Source organism: Desulfofundulus luciae, assembly GCF_030813795.1.
In the GTDB taxonomy this organism is placed as follows: Bacteria; Bacillota; Desulfotomaculia; order Desulfotomaculales; family Desulfovirgulaceae; genus Desulfofundulus; species Desulfofundulus luciae.
In genome coordinates this window covers 71,837-92,008 of the sequence record NZ_JAUSUX010000012.1, presented here as the reverse complement: position 1 = coordinate 92,008, position 20,172 = coordinate 71,837, and the positions used below count along the sequence as shown (strand labels likewise).

Genomic DNA, 20,172 nt, shown 5'->3' with positions numbered 1-20,172 from the left:
AAAGGTAGCTGAAATCAAAAACGACGGTAACGGCACTTGCAAACAAAGTGCTCGGACTTCCGATGATTACCACACACCCTCATTATTGTAAAATGAAGGAAAATGTAGTGGTACGTCTTTAATTATTGCCCCGGAGCCCTTGATTTTCGGGAGGTTTTAATTTGAAAGTTTCAAACTTCGATTAGGGCAGAGGCAATCAAATCAATGCTCTTACACCTGGCTCAGGAAATCACTGCCGAAGTGAACAGGCTGTTGGGCAAAATTACTGTTTCCATAGGAATTGGCCGGTGCTGTGACAGGCTGACCGGGCTGGCTCAGAGTTATCGCGAAGCAGAACAGGCATTAAAAATTGGTCGCAGGGTGAAGGGAGGCAACGGCATTTTTGACTTTCAGCAACTGGGTATCTATTCTTTGCTTTTATCCTTTGGCAATAAAGAAGTGAAAGAATCCTGCCGTGAAAGCCTGGCCAAAATATTGGATTACGATTCCGCCAACAAGGCGGAGTTAATCAAAACTATGGAGGTATACCTGGATTGCAATGAAAACATCTCCAAAACCGCAGAAAAGCTCTATATTCACCCCAATTCGGTAAAATATCGCCTTGAGCGCATCAAAGAGATTCTGGGAAAAGACCCTTTTAGCAATGGGGAAGAGAAATTATATTATTATCTTTCTTTGAAGGCGTTAAAAGTATTGTAGGAGAGCGGCTGTTCCATGTATTTACATACAAAAAACCGGTTTTTCTCGCCGAAAAACCGGTTTTTCAAATAAATCGGCCAGTTCAGTACCACAGCAGTATGCCGGCAAAAACTGCCCCGGTCCTGATTACCTGGTGTTCCACGGACTTGACCATGTACTTTTTCAGCTCCAGCTTACGCATGGCAAAGGCTTCCTCCACCATTTGCCGGATGATCCTTTCCGCTTCTTGGCGGGAGGTGTGGCCCGAATACTCCATAATTACGCCAAAACCTTCCCCGGGGATGCCCACGGCCACGGCAGCGGCAATTCTGTCTCCGGGGGTGGTGGAGGTGGTTGCACCGTAGGCTACTGGTACCAGTGCCCCCGGGGGCAGGGATAATTCCTCCACATATTCGGCACCGGGCGGCAGGATGCTACTTACCCGGATCAGGTTTACGTTTCCTGCCCGGGCTTCCAGCAGTGCCCGGTCGAAGGCGTTTAACGGCGTCTGTCCTTCGCCGGCTCCTGCCACCAGGGTAAATCTGGTTGGTGTCGGTAGCAAGGTGTTCCCTCCTATCATCGGTCAGGCTGCTCTGTCTTGCGCCTCCTTTTTAACCTTAATAACCACAATAGGTGTTTGCTGGTCGTCATTGCCAAAGGGGTTGTCTACCAGCGCTTCTTTAGCTATTTTGACGCTGGCAGGGCTGGTTGCAGCCAGTATATCCACGCATTTAATATCGTTGACGTCGGCAATAACCACCTCGGCACCGGTGGCTTCCTTAATGGCCGCCACAATTTTGCCCGGTTTATGGGGACCGAGAATGATATGCCTTTCATAGGGCCACATGGTGCCGGCAATATCATCGATAAAAGCCAGTTCCCGGCCGGCCACCAGGTAAAAAAAGCCGCGCTTGCCTATGAGCCGTCCCAGGGCTGCGGCCACGCAGCCTAAGAGAATTCTAATGGTACCTGCTTCCCTGATGGCCAGTTCCATGGCCGGTGGGGTAGCCAGGCTGCCGTGTTTGCCGGGGAAGCGGCATAGAAAGCGGGCCAACAAGCCGGGGTGAACTTCCTCGGGTAAGATGGCTCTTTTTTGGGTAATGGCTACCACACTCTCGGCAATGGCAATGACATCCCCCGGCTCCACCACCCCTTCGGTGTAACGTTTGGCCAGCTCGATGATGTTATCCTGCTCGGTAATTACATGGGTTCGAATGGGGATGGTATAGCAGGGCATACACATCATCACCTTTCGCCGTGCTCCTGGTATTTGCCCGGGCAGGTTAAGGAGCTAATATCAGGTTATACCTGAGGGTAAATTATGTGCCTGTCCCTCTCTCTCCCATTTTTTAACGTTCCGGAACAGCAATGATCAGGGCTACATCCTTGATCAGGTAGGCGGCTGGCAGAAAAATGACCTGGGCCAGAATAGTCCCCAGCACCCTGGTTAAACACAGGTAATAAACCATTTGCCGTACATCCCTCTGATCCCTGGTTCCCCGCAGGGCCTGGTCGGTAATCATGGCGGCGGTGGGGTCCACAATCATGGCCGAAAGAATGGTGGCCACGCCGTTCACTACGCCTGAAAGAAGGCTGGCCGTTGAACGGTATTCGGGTAATAGCGCACCGGCATACAGGGCCGATAACACTCCCGTGGTCCAGATGCCGATGACCATGGTATTGGCGATTAAAAAAGCCAAAGGGATGTTTTTCGGGCGCCCTGGTAAGGATGCTTTTAAGGCACCGAGGTACCAGGGCCTTTTGCGCAGGGTCCTGGCCAAAAGGTGCGGCGAGAGCAGGATTACAATCAGGCGGGGAATAGAACCGGCTTCTTCAAAGAGAAAAATCACCCGGGTAAAAACATAATTAAATGCCGGAGTAAGAAGCACTCCCACCACTGTACCGACGGTGGCGGAAAAAATAACCAGGCGTATATCCATGCTTAACTGGGTGAGCTGGTAGTGATACAAAGGTGACTCGAGCAAAGAACCGGAAGCAATTTTGAGGCCGGTATTGATGGTTTTTTCCACCACGGAAGATAACAGGGGGGCCTGAATAAGGTTGGCCGTGCTGGCCAGTAAAGAAATGATTTGAAACAAGGAAAAAGCAGTAGCCAGCCGGCGCGTGGTCACCCCTGAAAGGCGCACGGCGTAAACTAATGTATCAGTTAAATGAATAATTGCCGTAAGAACGGCAATCAGAAGCACCCGGTCGATTATTCTTCACCTGCCTCCTTTAAAATCCCAGCAAACGCCAGAGTTCCTCATCCACCACGGGTTTTTCTCCCAGGCCGTGTTTTTTACGAAAGAAAACTACGGCTTCAGCCGTCTGAAGGCCAAAGATGCCGTCGGGCTTCTGGTTATAATAACCCAGCCGCTTCAGGGTGCGCTGGACTTCCTGCACTGCCGTGCCGCAGCTTCCCTGGTAGAGTACGGGATACTGCGGCAAAAAAGGATTCCCCAGAACCAGTACCGGCGTACCCTCGGAAACCCAATCATAGAGTTCCATCACATGAGCATTATGCATACGCACACAACCGGCACTGGCAAAAGTCCCGATGGACCAGGGGCTGTCCGTGCCGTGGATGCCATAGGTGCCCTTGGGGATGTTCAATCCCATCCAGCGGGGTCCCATGCCGGGGACGTATTCGTCCGATTTGTCGATAACTTTCCAGAGGCCTAAAGGGGTTTCCGAGCCCGGTTTGCCCAGGGCTACCGGGTATTGTCTGATGGGTTGTCCCCGGGAAAAAACGGTCATGGTCAGGGAACGGGTATCAACCAGGATAAAAAGATCATGCCCTGGGGAGGGGGTTACCCCCTGTTCCGGCTTTGACAACATGGCCTGGCTAATGGTCTGCCAGGTGGACACGTCCGCCACACCGGTGGGTCGAAGACCATGATCCTTCTGGAAACGTCCTACGGCCTCGATGGTGGATTCATCGTACAGGCCGTTAACCGGGCCCCTAAAGTAACCCAGGTAAGACAGGCATTGCTGCAGGTTGGCAATATCCCGTCCCTGATGAAAGGGAGTCGTCAACCGGGGCTGTTCATTGCTGCCGCATTGATGTGCCCAGACCAGGGCCGGAGCACTGGCAGGCCGGCAGAGCGACAGGCAGCACAGGATGAGCAAGCAGATTGATCGACGCATGCATATCACCGGTTGGTAAAAGAGTCGTTGTTTATTTTTCCCCTTTTTTCTCCCCCCAAAACCGTAAAAGGCCGTTAAAGATTCCCTGGGCAATTTTTTTATACAGGGTGGGGTTGCGCAAAAGACCTTCCTCGACCCAGTTGGAAATGGCTACCGGTTCCACCGTAAGGCCGGGGATCAAACCTAAATAGCGCAACTGCTGGTCCGGTCCTACCCCCCGCGAGTGGCGTTTGATTTTGCGCACTATTTCTTCCAGGGTAAATTGGGCGAGACGATTACACCCCGGTGCCCTGGGGTTATATTTTACTGCCGTCCCTTGAACGGAAGCGTCCGTACTGTGATAGGTATGAAAACTGATAAACACATCTGCGTTCATTTTTAAGGCGAGGTTGCAGCGCATCCACTGGGAAAGGGGATAATCCCCGGTGCGGGTGAGGTAGATTTGACTTTTCAAGGGTTTGAGCAGGTCTTGTAGGGCGGTGACCATGGCCATGGTGACGTTCTTCTCCAGGAGATCAACGGGTCCCCTTCCACCCGGATCATTGCCCCCGTGGCCTGCGTCAATAACAAATATCTTTGAAGAAAAAAGATTAAAAAGGTGGTCCCGGACAAAGTTGATTACTGTACGGTAAGGTATGCCCGGTTCGCTTGATATTTGCCAGGGGGAAGGGTGGTTGGTCTTGATCTCAAAGATCACGCCCTGCGGTTGCTCTTCAACCCTGATCCATTCAATTAACCCATCATACACTTCAATTGTTTCGCAATACATATTGGCCCTGGCTCCCTGGGCGATGAAAGTGATACCTGAGGGACTTTCTTTTGCATCGAACTGAAAAGGGCTGGTGGATTCAACTACCACCCGGGAGACGGGGCGGCTGGGGTTGTGGTGGACTTTATTCCAAATGTTGGTAATGCGGCTGGCTGTCATGCCCTTACCCCCTTCGGCGAATGATAATTCTTCCCTTATTTAGGTTGAACCGGGGGAACTTTTCCCTCTTCGGCGAAATATCTGGCAATGCCGGCATAAAGGCACCAGGCCACCTTACTCTGATAAAGGGGATCCTGCAAAAGATGGTATTCCCGGGGGTTGGTGATAAAACCAATTTCCACGATTACCGTGGGCACCCGGGAATGGCGGAGGATGTAATAATCCCCGTGTAAGGGTACCCGGTGGTTGATTTTCAGCAGGCGGTTGAGTTCATCCTGGATGGCTCTGGCCAAAGCCCGGCTCTCCGGCGAGGCGGGTTTGGTAAAGGTTTGTGCCCCATACTGGGACGGATTGCCAAAACTGTTGATGTGGATGCTCACCATGGCATCGGCTGGCAAATTGTTGGCCAGGGCCACCCGGCGGGCCAGATCCTGACGCTTCCGTTTATACAGGCCGGTAATTTCCGGGTCGGCCAGGTCATGGTCCCCTTCCCGGGTCATGATTACCCCGGCTCCACCCTGGCGCAGGTAGAGGGCCAGCTTTTGCCCTACGGCCAGGACCAGGTCCTTTTCCAGAACGTCGTTTTTTCCCACCACTCCGGGGTCCACACCCCCGTGTCCCGGATCCACTACGATCACCCGGCCGGCTAAAGCCCAGGAAAGGGCGCTGATGGATGCCTGGTGACGGGCATAGGCGATGGCACGCAATCCCAGCCAAAAACTGGCCACAACCATGACGGCGACAAGCACAATTTTTATCCTTTGTACGGGCAGGATAATAAACCTGATATTTTCCACCTCCCGGGGCGGCTGGGGCACCCTGGCCGGGCTGCGGGTGATACAGTAAAATATATGGTAAACCACGGGAAGATTTTCATTATATTGTTTGGATTGTACACACGAATTTTGTCTTTCCAGACATTCGGGGGTGTGGGCCCAGGTGAAATTATATAAGGTCAGGGCAGTGGTCCTGAAATCAGTAAACATCCAGGAGGCCGACCTGTTATTAACGTTGTTCTCCCGGGAAAAGGGAAAAATCCGGGTAATGGCTTACGGGGCGTGTAAGCCTACCAGCCGCAAGCGGGGGGCGGTGCAACCCTTTTCCCATTCCCAGTTTCTTCTTCGCCGGGGCAACGGTTTGGATGCGGTGAGCCAGTGCGAGCTTTTGGAGATGTTTCCGGAACTGCGTTGCCGGCTGGATAAGCTGGGCTATGCCGTTTATCTGGCCGAGTTGGTGGACGGCGTGACCGCCGAAGAAGAGCCCAGCGAGGCTGTTTTTGGGCTGTTGCTGGGCACACTGCGTGCCCTGGGCAGCGGAGACGGGGAGTTGCTGGTCCGGGCCCTTGAAATAAAACTGCTGGCCATTCTGGGTTACCGTCCCTGCCTGGAGAGTTGTGTCTTATGCCGGGGTCCCATCAAAGGCAACGAGGTAATTTTTCATGCCGGGGCTGGAGGTGTGCTCTGCGCCGCCTGTGCCGGGAGGAACGAAGGCGGCCTGCTCTGTCGCCGGGGGACAGTGGAATTGCTAAAACTTCTTTTACGCTGGGATCCGGGCAAGCTCAACCAGCTTCAGGTGGGGAAGGCGGCCCGCAGGGAGTTGAAGGAAGTGCTTCGCCGCCACATGGAGTACCATCTGGACCGGCGCATGAAATCCACGAGATTTCTGGAACTGTTGGAACATGTATAAATGGCCGGACTCCCGGGTTAAATATGGTTAAATAAAGTTCAGGGAGGATGGGCTGTACATGAACAGCGAGCTGGAAAAAATTGATCTAATCAGGTCCCGCCTGGGGGTAGGTTACAAGGAGGCCAAGGAGGCCCTGGATGCAGCCGGGGGTGACGTGGTGCAGGCTCTCATTCGCCTGGAAGAAGAGAGGAAGCACATTACGGAAAAGCTCCAGGACCGGGGACAGGAATTTTTGGAGCACTTGAAGGATTTTTTTCACCGGAGCCAGGAAACTAAAATTAAGGTAAAACAGGGGGAAAGGACGGTAATGGAACTACCGGCTTCCCTGGGGGCCTTGGGTCTGGTGGGAACCCTGGCCAGCAGCCAGTTGGCTGTTTTGGGAGCCCTGGGGGCGATTACGGCCATGGCCAAGAATTATACCCTGGAAATTGAACGGCCCGTCCGGGGTGATCAGCAAAATCAAGATCAGGGTGAACAATATGTGGAACCGGCGGGCCCTACGTAAGGGGAGGCGCGGAGAGATTCCGGCCTTCCCGGTGGAAGAGGAACCGGCCGCGGGGAATGGGGCGCCGGGAAACAGCGTCCCCGTTGACTTTATCCCGCCAATTTGATAAATTAACATTGTTCAATAGAATATCCGGCGATGAGGGAAAGAGTAGCCGGGGGAGTTTTTACAGAGAGCCGGGAAGAGGTGGAAGCCCGGTAAAACGAACCCGGGTGAATGGGGTTCCCGAGCGGCAGGAGGAAAGCCGCCGTGTCAAGTGGCGGTGAGTAAAGCCTGCACCAAATGAGGGGGCCGCTTTTGTGGCGGCCAAACAGGGTGGAACCGCGGGAAGTACCTCCCGTCCCTGGCCTAGTTTGCCCGGGCGGGAGGTTTAAATTTTTATAGTAATTCAGGGAGGAATGTATACATGAACTTTCAAGACCTGATCCTGGCTTTAAACCGTTTCTGGGCCGATCAAAACTGCATCATCCAGCAGCCCTACGATGTGGAAAAGGGCGCCGGCACCATGAACCCGGCCACTTTCTTACGGGTTTTGGGGCCCGAACCCTGGCGGGTGGCCTATGTGGAGCCTTCCCGCCGGCCCACTGACGGCCGCTACGGGGAAAATCCCAACCGGCTGCAGCATTACTACCAGTACCAGGTGATCCTGAAGCCCTCCCCCGATGATGTGGTGGAGGTATACCTGGACAGCCTGGCGGCCATAGGGATCAACCCCCAGGAGCACGATATCCGCTTTGTGGAAGACAACTGGGAATCACCCACCCTGGGTGCCTGGGGCCTGGGTTGGGAGGTATGGCTGGACGGGATGGAGATCACCCAGTTCACCTATTTCCAGCAATGCGGGGGCCTGGACTGCCGCCCCGTTTCGACGGAGATTACCTACGGTTTGGAACGGCTGGCCATGTTCATCCAGGGCAAGGACAATGTTTTTGACATCGAATGGGTTAACGGCCTGACTTACGGGGACGTACACCACCGGGGCGAGGTGGAACACTCCCGTTACAATTTTGAAGAGGCAGATACAGGGATGCTTTTTAAGCTATTTGATATGTACGAAAGGGAGGCCAGGCGCATAGTGGAAAAGGGCCTGGTCCTGCCGGCCTACGATTATGTGCTCAAATGCTCCCATACCTTTAACCTCCTGGATGCCCGGGGCGCCATCAGCGTTACCGAACGCACAGCCTTCATTCACCGGGTACGCAGCCTGGCCCGGGCCTGTGCCGAGGCCTATGTGGTCCAGCGGGAAGAAATGGGTTACCCCCTTTTAAAGAAATAACCGTTAAAAACACTAATAACTAATAATCGAGGGAGGACAACCATGCATACCCAGGATTTCTTACTGGAAATTGGTATGGAAGAAATACCGGCCCGGTTTTTAAACCCGGCCCTGGAACAATTGAAGGAACTGGCAGCGAATTTGTTGCGGGAAAACCGGCTGCCCTTTGGTGAAATTAAGACCTATGGCACCCCCCGGCGCCTGGTCCTCTACGTCTACAACCTGGCCGGTGTGCAGGAATCCCTGATCCAGGAGGTAAAAGGGCCGGCGGTTAAAGTGGCCTTCAATCCGGCCGGGGAGCCAACCCGGGCGGCCCTGGGCTTTGCCAAAAGCCAGGGGGTGGATGTTTCCCAGCTGGTGGTGAAAAACCTGGGCCCCGTGGAATATGTATTTGCAGTGAAGCGTCAGGAGGGCCGGCCCACAACGGAAGTGCTGGCCGGGCTCTGCCCCTCTTTAATTGCCGGGTTGCACTTCCCCAAACCCATGCGCTGGGGAGCCCTAGAGGTGCGTTTTGCCCGTCCCATTCGCTGGCTGGTGGCCATTTACGGTGATCAGGTGATTGATTTTTCCTATGCCGGGCTCCGGTCCGGGCGGATTACCCACGGGCACCGGTTTTTAAGCCAGGGTCCTCTGGAAATCCCCCGTGCCGGCAAATATTTTGAGGTTATGGAGCGGGGCCGGGTGGTGGTGGATACCGACCGCCGCCGGCAGATGATCTGGAACCAGGTACAGGAGCTGGCAGCCCGGGTCGGCGGGCAGGTGGAGCCCGACGAAGAACTGCTGACGGAAGTAACCAATCTGGTGGAATATCCGGTAGCCCTTTGCGGCAGCTTTGACGAGAGCTTTTTGCAGTTGCCCGCCGAGGTGCTGGTAACGTCCATGCGGGAACACCAGCGTTATTTCCCCGTGATGGATTCCGGGGGCAAACTGCTGCCCCGTTTTATTGCTATCAGCAACGGCAGTGAGGAGCACCTGGATACCGTCCGGGCTGGGAATGAAAAGGTGCTGCGGGCCCGCCTGGCCGATGCCGCCTTTTTCTGGAAGGAAGATCTGGCCACACCCCTGGCGGACCGGGTCGAGGCCTTAAAAAAGGTCGTCTGGCAGGAGAGTTTGGGTACGGTCTACGACAAAGTGGAACGTCTTATCGGCCTGTCCCGCTACCTGGCCCGTGTTTTGGCGGCCGGTGAAAAAGAGACGGCACAGGTGCTGCGGGCGGCATACCTGGCCAAGGCCGATCTGGTGACCAGCATGGTTTACGAATTTCCCGAATTGCAGGGTGTTATGGGGCGGGAATACGCCCTGGCTTCCGGAGAGGACCCGGCAGTGGCCCGGGCCATTTACGAGCATTACCTGCCCCGTTTCTCCGGCGATGAGCTGCCGGTTAGTACCCCGGGACGGATATTGAGTTTGGCCGATAAGATGGACACCCTGGTAGGTTGTTTTGCCATCGGTATCGAGCCCACCGGTTCCCAGGATCCCTACGGCCTGCGCCGGCAGGCCCTGGGGGTATGCCATATCTGCCTGGAGGGAGAACTAATACTTTCCTTGCGCGGGTTGATTGAGCAGGCTTATGAACAGTACCGGGGGCGGGTGGAACTGAAGCTGGGAAGAGAACAGGTTATATCTCACCTCATGGACTTCTTTGCCCAGCGCTTGAAAGGAATTTTTGCCGACCGGGGATTATCCTACGACACGGTGGAGGCAGTGCTGGCGGCCGGTTTTGATGATCTCGCCGGTGCCTGGCAGCGCGCCCAGGCTGTGGAGATCTTCCGGGACGAACCCCATTTTGAAGCAGTGCTCACAGCTTTTACCCGCGCCCATAACTTATCCCGCAAGCACGGTTCCACTACCGTGGACCCGGCTGCCCTCGTGCACCCGGCAGAAGCAGCCTTATACCAGAAATTAAAAGAGGTGCAGGAAGAGGTTGCCCGCAACCTGGTCGCCCGGGATTACCGGGGGGCGCTGGCGGCCATGGCTTCTTTGCGGCCGGGGGTAGATCAATTTTTTGATGCCATCATGGTAATGGTGGATGATGAAAGAATCCGGAACAATCGTCTCAGCCTGCTCAAGGGAGTGGCCGCCCTGGCCCTGGGTGTGGCCGATCTGAGTAAACTGGTTGCCGCACCGGGGGACAAATTGTATACATGAATTTTTGGTTTCTGTGCAGAAGGGAAATGTAAAAGGAGTATATAATATATATAATTGCTGTGGCAAGGTGGATTAGTATAACATAATTGCTCTTTTAAGGGGCGATGAAATTGGAACTTTCCAAGCGACAGGAAGCCATTCTGGAGATTGTCAAAAAGGAAGGTCCCATTACCGGTGAGCAGATTGCCGAGCGCCTCTCTCTCACCCGGGCCACTTTACGTCCCGATATGGCTATTTTGACCATGGCCGGGCTTTTAGAGGCCCGGCCCCGGGTGGGCTACTATTACAGCGGCAAGACCCCGAACAAGGTGATTGCCGAAAAGCTCCACCGCATCAAGGTGGGAGAAGTAAAGTCCGTGCCTGTGGTGGTGTCTGAGCATTGTTCGGTGTACGATGCGGTGGTCACCATGTTCATTGAGGACGTAGGGACACTGATCGTGGTCCGGGAGGGAGGGATTTTGGAGGGGGTTATCTCGCGGAAGGATCTATTGAAGATCACCCTGGGGGGACAGGACATCCATAAATTGCCCGTGGGTGTGGTGATGACCCGCATGCCCAACGTCATTACCGTGGGCCCTGATGATTCGGTCTGGTTGGCAGCCAAGAAATTAATTACCCACGAAGTGGATGCCCTGCCCGTGGTACGCCCGGTTGAGGGTGGCGACAAAAACAAGGACCTGGAAGTCATTGGTCGCCTGAGCAAGACTAACATTACTCGCCTCTTTGTTGAGCTGGGAGAAGGAAACTAAGGGGGAGGTAACCATTACCACGACCAGTAATACACACCCGGTGATTTACATCATCTCCGATTCCATTGGTGAAACGGGGGAGCTGGTGGCCCGGGCGGCGGCCAGCCAGTTCAACTCCGGTGTGGGGGATATCCACCGGGTACCCTTTGTACATGATATGGAAGAAATTGTCGAAATTGTACAGGAAGCAAGTACCAGGCCCAGTGTCATTGCCTATACCCTGGTTGTTCCGGAGTTACGGGAAGCTTTGGAAAGGGAAGCGCGCAAGTACAATATACCTACCGTAGACATCCTGACTCCCATGCTGGATGCCTTGACCCGGGTAGGGGGTCAAAGACCGAAATTGGAACCCGGTCTGGTCCGCCGTATCGACGAGGATTATTTCCGCAAGGTGGAAGCAGTGGAGTTTGCCGTAAAGTACGATGACGGCAAAGACCCCCGGGGAATTTTGCGGGCGGACGTGGTGGTGATCGGCGTCAGCCGGACTTCTAAAACTCCCTTGTGCATGTACCTGGCCCACAAGGCCATCAAGGCAGCCAATGTTCCCCTGGTGCCCGAGGTGGCGCCACCGGAAGAAATTTTCAAATTGCCGTCCCACCGGGTAATCGGTTTAACCATCCAGCCCCAGCAGTTGAATGAAATCCGGCGGGAACGCTTGAAGGCCCTGGGGCTGGCTTCCAAGGCCAATTACGCCAGCATGGAACGCATACTGCAGGAGCTGGAGTACGCGGAAGAAGTCATGCGCCGGGTAAAATGTTCGGTCATTGACGTTACCAACAAGGCGGTAGAGGAAACGGCCAGCCGCGTGCTGGAAATTTATTATAGGGGGAAAGGCATGTCAAGTAAAAAGTATGTCTACCTGTTTGAAGAGGGCCGCGCAGACATGAAGAATCTGCTCGGCGGTAAAGGGGCAAATCTGGCGGAGATGACCAACATCGGCCTGCCTGTCCCGCCCGGTTTGATTATTACCACGGAAGCCTGCAAGGAGTTTTACGTTAATGATCGGCGGTTTCCTCCCGGTTTGGAGGAACAGGTGCGGGAAAAGATGCGTGTCCTGGAGGAAAAAACGGGCAAGCGGTTTGGCGATCCCGCCAATCCCTTGCTGGTGAGCGTACGCTCCGGGGCTCCCGTATCCATGCCCGGGATGATGGATACAGTGCTCAACCTGGGGCTAAACGATGAAACGGTGGAAGGCCTGAGCCGGGCAGCCAACCGCCGCTTTGCCTTTGACTGCTACCGCCGTTTCTTGAATATGTTTGGCGATGTGGTCCTGGGCATTGAACATGCCAAATTCGAACGGATCCTGGAAAGGTATAAGGAGCGCCGGCGGGTAACCCTGGACCAGGAATTGCCGGCCGGGGACCTGGAACAGGTGGTCGCTGAGTACAGAGCCTTAATCGAACGGGAGACCGGGCGATCTTTCCCCCAGGACCCCATGGAGCAGCTTTTCATGGCCATCTATGCCGTATTTAACTCCTGGAACAACGACCGGGCTATCGTTTACCGCAAGATCAACAAAATTCCCGATGACCTGGGTACCGCCGTTAACATCCAGGTGATGGTCTTTGGTAACCTGGGGGATGATTGCGGTACCGGGGTGGCCTTTACCCGGGACCCGGCCACCGGAGCCCGGGAGCTTTACGGGGAATACTTGATTAATGCCCAGGGCGAAGACGTGGTGGCGGGTATCCGGACACCGCGGACCATTTCCGACTTAAAAGAGGAAATGCCCGATGTATACCAGCAGTTTGCCTCCATTTGCGAGCGCCTGGAAAAGCATTACCGGAACATGCAGGACATTGAGTTTACCATTGAACGGGGCAAACTTTATATTTTGCAGACCCGCACCGGTAAGCGCACCGCCCAGGCGGCCGTAAAAATTGCCGTGGATATGGTCCATGAGGGGTTGATCAGCAAAGAAGAGGCCGTCATGCGCGTTGAGCCCGCCCAGCTGGATCAACTGCTGCACCGCCGTATCGATCCCCGGGCCAGCGTAAAGGCTATTGCCAAAGGCCTGCCTGCCTCCCCTGGTGCCGCCAGCGGGAAGGTTGTATTTGACGCCGACGAGGCTGAAATGCTGGGCAATCAGGGTGAAAAAATCATCCTGGTCCGTACGGAAACTACTCCCGATGACATCCACGGCATCGTTGCCGCCCAGGGGGTGCTCACCTCCCGGGGAGGAATGACCAGCCATGCGGCAGTGGTGGCCCGCGGGATGGGCAAGCCCTGCGTGTGCGGCTGTGAGGCCATCCGCATTGATTACGAGGCCGGCGAGTTTCGCGTCAATGACCTGGTGGTCAAAAAGGGAGATGTCATTTCCATTGACGGGTCGACCGGCCAGGTCATGCTGGGGGAGGTGCCGCTGATCGATCCCGAGCTTTCCCCCGAGTTCCTTGAGCTGCTGCAGTGGGCCGACGAGATCCGCACCCTGGGCGTAAGGGCCAATGCCGACACTCCGGAAGATGCGGCTAAAGCCCGGGCCTTTGGAGCCGAGGGTATCGGTCTGACCCGCACGGAACACATGTTTATGGCCCCGGACCGTCTGCCCATAGTGCAGGAGATGATCCTGGCCACCACCACCCAGGAGCGCCAGGCCGCCCTGAATAAGCTTTTGCCCATGCAGCAGGGGGATTTCTATGGCATCTTGAAGGCTATGGAGGGTTTGCCGGTTACCATCCGCCTGCTGGATCCCCCCTTGCATGAATTTTTGCCCAATGCGGAAGAACTGGCCGTGGAAATTACCCGCCTGCGCCTCACCGGTGGCGATGAAGAAGAACTGCGGAAGAAAGAGGAACTGCTGAAAAAGGTAAGGGTGCTGGCGGAATTCAACCCCATGCTGGGTCACAGGGGCTGCCGTCTGGGTATAACCTTCCCGGAAGTTTATGCCATGCAAGCCAGGGCCATTTTCCAGGCTACGGCCCAGCTGGTAAAAGAGGGCGTAAAGGTGTTCCCGGAAGTGGAAATTCCCCTGGTGGGTGAGGTCAGGGAGCTGGCTTTGCTGCGCCGTCTGGTTGACGAAGTGGCTGAACAGGTAATGAAGGAAACGGGTGTGGAATTTGAGTATAGCGTGGGGACAATGATAGAAATACCCCGCGCGGCCCTGCTGGCTGATGAAATTGCCCGGGAAGCCGATTTCTTCTCCTTTGGTACCAATGACCTGACCCAAACCACCTTTGGTTTTTCCCGGGATGATGCCGAGGGTAAATTCCTCCACGAGTATGTGGAGAAGAAGATCCTGCCGGAAAACCCCTTCATCGTTCTGGACCAGGCCGGCGTGGGCAAATTGATGAAAATGTGCGTGGCTTTGGGCCGCCAGACCAAACCCGATCTGGTCATCGGTATTTGCGGCGAGCACGGCGGCGAGCCCAGTTCCATTGAGTTTTGCCACCGCATCGGGTTGAACTATGTAAGCTGTTCCCCCTTCCGGGTCCCCATTGCCCGCTTGGCCGCAGCCCAGGCCAGGGTAAAGAACGGTTAAAGTAAATGTTCAGTAAAACCTAGGCGCGGAGCACTGGAGTGAGCGGGGACAATGAAGTGCCTAAAGCTAATTGACTGAATACTTGCCGAATTAAAAGTGACGCTTGAGAACTGTAATGAGGAGGGCGGCCGGTGGTCACGGAAGGAGCGCGCGTCTTTCCGCGATAAATTAACCGGCCGCCCAAGGTCATTTCTGACGATACTGCGCCCTCCCTTTGGGAGGGTTAATAATTTTAGGGGGTTGGTTACAGGAAAAAGGCGACAAAAAGAGAAAGATTATAACGGTTATCGTTTAAGGGAAAGGGGACCTCATATGGATGGTGAAACCGCATCGCTAGACCATCTGATTTTAGATGCTTTACCCTGTCCGGTGCTGGTTGTTGATACCGGGGGAATCCTGATTTATCTCAACAGCGCTTCCGAAAGGGAACTGGGGGTTAAAAAAGAAGAGGTTATTTCCCGCCCCTTGACTGAAAGCCTTTACCAGGGGAAAAAATTTGACCACAGGGGCAGATATTCCAGCGCTTTAATTGAAACGCTGGAAACGGGCCGCGAGTTTTCTTTACGTCTGGAAGAAATAAAAACCGTGTTATATATTGTACCGAAAGTTTTCCTGGTTGATACTTCTATCCTGCGGAACCGGGATGGAGGGGTGGTGGGGGCCTGTGCCATCTACCACAATTTCCTCCGGGACCGGAGGCTGTTAAAGGAAACGGTAATGAATCGCCTGACCACAGTCTCCGAGCAGTTTGAAACCATCTATGCTTTTGCCGAAGCCATTGGGGCCCGGGATCAATACACCATGGGACACAGTGAAAAGGTGGCTGAATATGCCCGTCTGATTGCGGAGGCCCTTGGGCTTGACGAAAAAGAGGTTGATCTGGCTTACATATGCGGTATCGTGCATGACGTAGGTAAAATCGGCGTGCCGGAAAATATTCTCAACAAGCCGGGGGCCCTAACAACGGATGAATTTAAGCAGATCACCTCCCATCCGGAAAAGGGAGCCACTATTTTGTCCCATATCAGCTGGTTGGAGGATGTGGTTCCGGTAGTGCTGGCCCACCATGAACGTTATGATGGCCGGGGTTACCCGCGGGGGTTGCGGGGTGAAGAAATTCCCCTGCTCAGCCGCATTCTGGCCGTGGCCGATGCCTTTGATGCCATGACCTCGGATCGCAGCTATCGCAAGGCATTGCCGGTGCCGGTGGCCATCGACGAATTGAAACGCCATGCCGGGGGCCAATTTGACCCCCAGGTAGTCGAAGCTTTTATGCGTATTTTGGGCGAGTATAAGGGCGAGGAAGAGGAGCGGGGGAATGGGTAAAACCATGCGGCTTTTCTGGGCCATAAACCTTCCCGATACAATTAAAGAGCGGCTTTGGGATATCCAAAGGCAGTTGCAAGGGGCCGGGGCGGATGCCAAGTGGGTGGAAAAGGAAAATTTGCATTTAACCGTCCACTTTCTGGGAGAGGTGGAGGTTTCCCTGATCAATGCCCTGATTTCCGCGGCCCAAAAGGTCTTGCTTACCCAAAAGACTTTTTCCGTGCAGTTGGGTGGTTTGGGCGTGTTCCCGGATCCCCGGCGTCCCCGGGTTCTCTGGACCGGTGTCATCGGCGGGGGGAACGAGTTGCAGGAAATCTACCGGCTGGTGGGCGAGGCCATGGTGCCTTTCGGAATTCCTTTACCAGGTCGACCCTTTTCTCCCCACTTAACGCTGGCCAGGTTGCGTTCCCCCCGGGGGGTGCAAGAACTGATGCTCCGGGTGCGTGAACTTGGCGATGCCTGCACTCACCTTGGAACGGTTCAAGTGTCTTCGGTGGATTTGATGCAGAGCGAGCTTACCCGAGGCGGCCCCATATATACCTTGATGGCCCAAATTCGTCTAAAAAGCCGTTAAAGGTCTAAATTCGTTTGGCAAGGCATAATTTTTTTAAAAATCTCAAGGAAGGAAATTTGTTTTTTAAGGTGTAATAGTTTAGTTTAAGTCCTTGAAGAGAGGGTATGAATATGCTGGTTCTGGCTATTAACGGTAGTCCTCGTCGGGCGGGCAGTACCGCTCAGATGTTGCTGGCCACCAGGGAAGTAGTGGAAACGGCAGGCGCAAAGTTTGTCTTTTGCCAGGTGTCCGAGGTGCTGGCGGAATTAAAAGTCCCCTATTGTACCGTTTGCTCCGATCCCTGTTCGGGGAAGTGCTTTGCCGGAACCCGTTTGGAGGACGTGTTTAATTTAATGCGCCAGGCCGATGGCATCATTATGGGCAGTCCCGTATATTTCAGTACCGTATCATCCCACCTGAAGTCTTTTTGGGACCGCACCCGTCTTTTGCGCCGGGAGAAAGCTCTCTTGAATGTTGTCGGCGGGGCATTAACCGTAGGCGGTGCCCGTTTTGGCGGGCAGGAAACCGCCTTGCGGGCGATGCACGACATGATGCTTTGCCAGGGAATGACCGTTGTGGGGGACGGCTACCTGGAGGATGATGCGGGGCATCAAGGAGCCTGTGCCCAGGATCCCGCCGGAGAGGACACTCTGGGATTGCAGCGGGCCCGGATACTGGCCCGGCGGGTAGTGGAAGTAGCCCTGGCTACCCGGGGGCTGCGTGACAGGTTCCGGGTGACGGGCAGGTAGAAACTTCATGCCCCCGGTTTTTGCCCCGTGGCTCCGGGGGTTTTTCATCGGGGGGGTAAAGGTGAACATTCGGGAACGCACGGAAAGGTTGGAGGAACAACAGTTATCTCCCTACGCCTGTTGCAGTTCGTCCAGTGCCGGTCGCCTGTACCCCGAGGAACCCTGTCAGGTGCGTACGGCTTTTCAACGGGACCGGGACCGGATCATCCACTCCAAAAGTTTTCGCCGGCTAAAGGGCAAGACCCAGGTTTTTATCATTCCCGAAGGGGATCACTACCGTACCCGGCTTACCCATACCCTCGAAGTGGCTCAAATTTCCCGTACGGTGGCCAAAGCCCTGCGTCTGAATGAAGACCTTACCGAGGCCATTGCCCTGGGCCATGACCTGGGGCATACCCCCTTTGGTCATATCGGGGAAGAAGCTTTAAATGAAGTTTTTCCTCCCGGGTTTCGCCATAATGAGCAAAGTTTGCGGATCGTGGATGAACTGGAAGGGGGAAGGGGTTTAAACCTTACCCGGGAAGTCCGGGATGGGATTTTAAACCACACCGGTCCGGTACGGCCGCTCACCCTGGAAGGCCAGGTGGTAAAAATTTGTGACCGCGTGGCCTATATTAACCATGATATTGATGACGCCATCCGGGGTGGCATTCTTACCCTGGAGGATCTACCGAAATTCTGCCTGGACGTTCTGGGACGCACCCACCGGGAACGCATTAATACTATGGTGCTGGACCTGATCAACAACAGCTGGGAAAAACCGGTGATCTCCATGAGCCCCGAGGTCCAGCAAGCCACAGATGAGTTGCGGTCTTTCCTCTTTGCCCATGTTTACATTGGTTCAGAGGCGAAAAGAGAGGAATCCAAGGCAAAAAACGTGGTCCAGTACCTTTACACTTACTTTACCAAGCATCCGGAAGCGCTGCCGCCGGAACAACTCAAGAGGGTTGATGAGGTAGGGGTGGAAAGGGTAGTTTGTGATTACATTGCGGGCATGACCGACCATTTCGCCATTACTCAATTTTCTCGTCTCTTTATTCCCCGGGCTTTTCCCACGCCGGGACAGGGTTGACGGCGGGAGGACAGAAAATTGTCGAAGGTCTGGGGAGGAAAATCTATAGTGATAGCGAATACCTCATTCACAGAGGGACGTGACGCCCCTGGGATGGATGTGGAAGGGTGGTTCCCATGGGTGGCCTGATCCCTGCCGATGTGGTGGAATCCGTCCGCCTGGCAACCGATATTGTGCAGCTAATCAGTGAGTATGTTCGCCTGGAGAAGAAAGGTAAAAACTATGTTGGTAGTTGTCCCTTTCACCAGGAGAGGGATCCATCCTTTACGGTCAGCCCCGACAAACAGATTTTTTACTGTTTTGGCTGCGGGGCAGGCGGTAACGTTTTTAAGTTTTTGATGCTTCACGAGAACCTGACTTTTCCAGAGGCGGTACACAGGTTGGCTGACCGGGCCGGGATAGTAGTACCGCGCTTTGGTGGGCCCCGGGAGGGGTCGCGGGCGTGGTTGGAGGAGCAGGCCTGGGAAATTAACGCTATGGTACGGGATTTTTACCACCATATTCTCACCCACCGGCCGGAAGCAAGCGAGGCCCGCAGCTATCTGGAAAAGCGGGGAGTGTCCCGGCATACCCAGGGAATTTTTCAACTGGGTTATGCTCCTCCCGGGTGGGATACCCTGTTACAGTTTCTTGCATCCCGCAACTGCCCTTCCCACCGGGCAGTGGAACTGGGTCTGTTGATCAGGGGGGAGCGGGGTAAACCTTACGACCGGTTTAGAAACCGCCTGATCTTTCCCATTTGCAATGCCCAGGGTCGGGTGGTGGGTTTCGGGGGCCGGGTATTGGATGACAGCCAGCCCAAGTACTTGAACACCCCGGAGACCATAGTATTTAATAAGGGACGGTTGCTTTTCGGTCTGCATCTGGCCCGGGCGGCCATCCGGGAACAAGGCTATGCCATCATTATGGAAGGCTATATGGATGTGATTACCGCTCACCAGCACGGAATTCACAATGCGGTGGCTTCCCTGGGGACCAGCCTCACTGCAGAGCAGGGCCATCTTTTGTCCCGTTACACTAAAGATGTGGTCATTGCTTATGACGCTGATACGGCTGGCGTTGCTGCCACCATCCGGGGGCTGGATCTTCTGCAACAGCTTGGATTTCGCGTGCGGGTGGTCACCATTCCCGAGGGTAAAGACCCGGATGAATATATCAGGCAGCATGGAAGGGAGAAGTGGCAGCAACTGGTGGAGACGGCGACCTCCCTGCTGGACTACAAGCTAAGCCGGGCGGCGGAAAAAGGTGGTGATACCGCTTCCCTGTTGGCCCAGGTTCTACCAAACCTGGCTGCCATGCCTGGGGAAGTGGAACGGGAAGAGGGTATTAAGCGGGTGGCTGCCCGTTTAAGCTTAAGCTGGGAAGCGGTAAGAGATGCTTTGCAACGATTTGGTAAAAACTCGGGAAAAAAATGGTCAAATCCGGATAAAATTGCTAAAAATAAGCATAATATAATAGCAAGCGCCCGAAATAAGGCGGAATTGCTCCTTATCCAGCTTTTGTTGCATTATCCAGGATATGTGCAGGAGGTTCGCCGGCAACTGGGCGAATCCTTCCCCCGGGACCCTGGTTTACGCCAGATTTACCAGTTTATCTGCCGTGAGGGGGAAGCCCCGCGGGTTGATCCGGCTGCGTGGATGCATGAACTGGACGAAGAAGGACAAAATTTACTAAGCCAATTGCTCATGGAAAAAATACCCGGGGATGACCCGGTTAAAATAATTCCCGATCTTGTCTGTACCATTCAAAGAAATAATATACAGGAAAAAAGAGAAAGACTGGTACAGGAACTGGCTGAGGCCGAAAGGTTTGGTGATCAAGGGCGTATAGCCCGGATTTTAAGTGACCTGCAAAGTCTAATACAGACCCGGTAAGCC

General features: G+C 54.6%; 18 protein-coding genes and 1 pseudogene. 13 read left to right on the top strand and 6 right to left on the bottom strand.

Features of this window, described 5'->3' with window-relative positions; all coding sequences use genetic code 11:
- Nucleotides 1-204 precede the first annotated feature (204 nt).
- Entirely contained in the window at nucleotides 205-699 is a 495-nt protein-coding gene (locus J2Z49_RS08970; RefSeq protein ID WP_307402274.1) for a PucR family transcriptional regulator, read from the top strand.
- Nucleotides 700-781: 82 nt separating this feature from the next.
- On the opposite strand, the gene J2Z49_RS08965 is transcribed toward J2Z49_RS08970, so the two are convergent.
- The 6 genes from J2Z49_RS08965 to J2Z49_RS08940 form a co-directional block, all read right to left on the bottom strand.
- Nucleotides 782-1,240 (bottom strand): pyruvoyl-dependent arginine decarboxylase, encoded by a 459-nt coding sequence (locus J2Z49_RS08965; RefSeq protein ID WP_307402272.1) that lies wholly within the window; start codon nucleotides 1,238-1,240, stop codon nucleotides 782-784.
- A 21-nt stretch (nucleotides 1,241-1,261) separates the two neighbouring features.
- Nucleotides 1,262-1,915 (bottom strand): coenzyme F420-0:L-glutamate ligase, encoded by a 654-nt coding sequence (locus J2Z49_RS08960; RefSeq protein WP_307402270.1) that lies wholly within the window; start codon nucleotides 1,913-1,915, stop codon nucleotides 1,262-1,264.
- 112 nt (nucleotides 1,916-2,027) lie between these two features.
- Entirely contained in the window at nucleotides 2,028-2,894 is an 867-nt protein-coding gene (locus J2Z49_RS08955; RefSeq protein WP_307402285.1) for a lipid II flippase Amj family protein, read from the bottom strand.
- Nucleotides 2,895-2,913: 19 nt separating this feature from the next.
- Nucleotides 2,914-3,825, bottom strand: a complete 912-nt coding sequence (locus J2Z49_RS08950) for a peptidoglycan-binding protein (protein WP_307402269.1) — start codon at nucleotides 3,823-3,825, stop codon at nucleotides 2,914-2,916.
- 31 nt (nucleotides 3,826-3,856) lie between these two features.
- Nucleotides 3,857-4,753, bottom strand: coding sequence for an N-acetylmuramoyl-L-alanine amidase family protein (locus tag J2Z49_RS08945; RefSeq protein ID WP_307402267.1), 897 nt, complete (start codon nucleotides 4,751-4,753; stop codon nucleotides 3,857-3,859).
- Nucleotides 4,754-4,788: 35 nt separating this feature from the next.
- The gene (locus J2Z49_RS08940) at nucleotides 4,789-5,616 is read right to left on the bottom strand and encodes an N-acetylmuramoyl-L-alanine amidase (RefSeq protein ID WP_307402264.1); all 828 of its coding nucleotides are present in this window, start codon (nucleotides 5,614-5,616) and stop codon (nucleotides 4,789-4,791) included.
- A 76-nt stretch (nucleotides 5,617-5,692) separates the two neighbouring features.
- On the opposite strand from J2Z49_RS08940, the gene recO reads away from it, so the two are divergent.
- The 12 genes and pseudogenes from recO (at nucleotide 5,693) to dnaG (ending at nucleotide 20,169) form a co-directional block, all read left to right on the top strand.
- Entirely contained in the window at nucleotides 5,693-6,439 is a 747-nt protein-coding gene (gene recO / locus J2Z49_RS08935) for a DNA repair protein RecO (protein ID WP_307402261.1), read from the top strand.
- A 58-nt stretch (nucleotides 6,440-6,497) separates the two neighbouring features.
- The gene (locus J2Z49_RS08930) at nucleotides 6,498-6,944 is read left to right on the top strand and encodes a DUF4342 domain-containing protein (protein WP_307402258.1); all 447 of its coding nucleotides are present in this window, start codon (nucleotides 6,498-6,500) and stop codon (nucleotides 6,942-6,944) included.
- Nucleotides 6,945-7,350: 406 nt separating this feature from the next.
- Nucleotides 7,351-8,220 carry a glycine--tRNA ligase subunit alpha gene (gene glyQ, locus J2Z49_RS08925; protein WP_307402256.1) on the top strand — a complete coding sequence of 290 codons (870 nt, stop codon included), beginning with the start codon at nucleotides 7,351-7,353 and terminating at the stop codon, nucleotides 8,218-8,220.
- 42 nt (nucleotides 8,221-8,262) lie between these two features.
- Complete coding sequence (glyS, locus tag J2Z49_RS08920; protein ID WP_307402253.1) at nucleotides 8,263-10,368, top strand: glycine--tRNA ligase subunit beta; 2,106 nt, start codon at nucleotides 8,263-8,265, stop codon at nucleotides 10,366-10,368.
- A gap of 110 nt (nucleotides 10,369-10,478) precedes the next feature.
- The gene (locus J2Z49_RS08915; protein ID WP_013823652.1) at nucleotides 10,479-11,117 is read left to right on the top strand and encodes a helix-turn-helix transcriptional regulator; all 639 of its coding nucleotides are present in this window, start codon (nucleotides 10,479-10,481) and stop codon (nucleotides 11,115-11,117) included.
- A 40-nt stretch (nucleotides 11,118-11,157) separates the two neighbouring features.
- Nucleotides 11,158-11,934: pseudogene (locus J2Z49_RS08910) on the top strand (pyruvate, water dikinase regulatory protein); the annotation flags it as partial.
- A gap of 18 nt (nucleotides 11,935-11,952) precedes the next feature.
- Nucleotides 11,953-14,595 carry a pyruvate, phosphate dikinase gene (ppdK, locus tag J2Z49_RS08905; RefSeq protein ID WP_307402283.1) on the top strand — a complete coding sequence of 881 codons (2,643 nt, stop codon included), beginning with the start codon at nucleotides 11,953-11,955 and terminating at the stop codon, nucleotides 14,593-14,595.
- Between the two features lie 312 nt (nucleotides 14,596-14,907).
- Entirely contained in the window at nucleotides 14,908-15,921 is a 1,014-nt protein-coding gene (locus J2Z49_RS08900; RefSeq protein WP_307402249.1) for an HD domain-containing phosphohydrolase, read from the top strand.
- On the top strand, nucleotides 15,914-16,495 hold the full coding sequence (gene thpR / locus J2Z49_RS08895; protein WP_307402247.1) for an RNA 2',3'-cyclic phosphodiesterase: 582 nt from the start codon (nucleotides 15,914-15,916) through the stop codon (nucleotides 16,493-16,495). Before J2Z49_RS08900 ends, thpR begins: the two co-directional genes overlap by 8 nt.
- A gap of 110 nt (nucleotides 16,496-16,605) precedes the next feature.
- Nucleotides 16,606-17,223 carry a flavodoxin family protein gene (locus J2Z49_RS08890; RefSeq protein WP_307402244.1) on the top strand — a complete coding sequence of 206 codons (618 nt, stop codon included), beginning with the start codon at nucleotides 16,606-16,608 and terminating at the stop codon, nucleotides 17,221-17,223.
- Nucleotides 17,224-17,284: 61 nt separating this feature from the next.
- The gene (locus J2Z49_RS08885) at nucleotides 17,285-18,295 is read left to right on the top strand and encodes a deoxyguanosinetriphosphate triphosphohydrolase (RefSeq protein ID WP_307402241.1); all 1,011 of its coding nucleotides are present in this window, start codon (nucleotides 17,285-17,287) and stop codon (nucleotides 18,293-18,295) included.
- A 116-nt stretch (nucleotides 18,296-18,411) separates the two neighbouring features.
- On the top strand, nucleotides 18,412-20,169 hold the full coding sequence (dnaG, locus tag J2Z49_RS08880) for a DNA primase (protein ID WP_307402238.1): 1,758 nt from the start codon (nucleotides 18,412-18,414) through the stop codon (nucleotides 20,167-20,169).
- The last annotated feature ends 3 nt before the right edge of the window (nucleotides 20,170-20,172 follow it).

Excerpts from the sequence above, each read along its gene's own strand:
- J2Z49_RS08970 (WP_307402274.1), top strand. The coding sequence starts at position 205 with ATGCTCTTACACCTGGCTCAGGAAATCACTGCCGAAGTGAACAGGCTG.
- J2Z49_RS08960 (WP_307402270.1), bottom strand. The coding sequence starts at position 1,915 with ATGCCCTGCTATACCATCCCCATTCGAACCCATGTAATTACCGAGCAG.
- J2Z49_RS08950 (WP_307402269.1), bottom strand. The coding sequence starts at position 3,825 with ATGCGTCGATCAATCTGCTTGCTCATCCTGTGCTGCCTGTCGCTCTGC.
- J2Z49_RS08945 (WP_307402267.1), bottom strand. The coding sequence starts at position 4,753 with ATGACAGCCAGCCGCATTACCAACATTTGGAATAAAGTCCACCACAAC.
- J2Z49_RS08930 (WP_307402258.1), top strand. The coding sequence starts at position 6,498 with ATGAACAGCGAGCTGGAAAAAATTGATCTAATCAGGTCCCGCCTGGGG.
- glyQ (WP_307402256.1), top strand. The coding sequence starts at position 7,351 with ATGAACTTTCAAGACCTGATCCTGGCTTTAAACCGTTTCTGGGCCGAT.
- glyS (WP_307402253.1), top strand. The coding sequence starts at position 8,263 with ATGCATACCCAGGATTTCTTACTGGAAATTGGTATGGAAGAAATACCG.
- ppdK (WP_307402283.1), top strand. The coding sequence starts at position 11,953 with ATGTCAAGTAAAAAGTATGTCTACCTGTTTGAAGAGGGCCGCGCAGAC.
- J2Z49_RS08900 (WP_307402249.1), top strand. The coding sequence starts at position 14,908 with ATGGATGGTGAAACCGCATCGCTAGACCATCTGATTTTAGATGCTTTA.
- thpR (WP_307402247.1), top strand. The coding sequence starts at position 15,914 with ATGGGTAAAACCATGCGGCTTTTCTGGGCCATAAACCTTCCCGATACA.
- J2Z49_RS08890 (WP_307402244.1), top strand. The coding sequence starts at position 16,606 with ATGCTGGTTCTGGCTATTAACGGTAGTCCTCGTCGGGCGGGCAGTACC.
- dnaG (WP_307402238.1), top strand. The coding sequence starts at position 18,412 with ATGGGTGGCCTGATCCCTGCCGATGTGGTGGAATCCGTCCGCCTGGCA.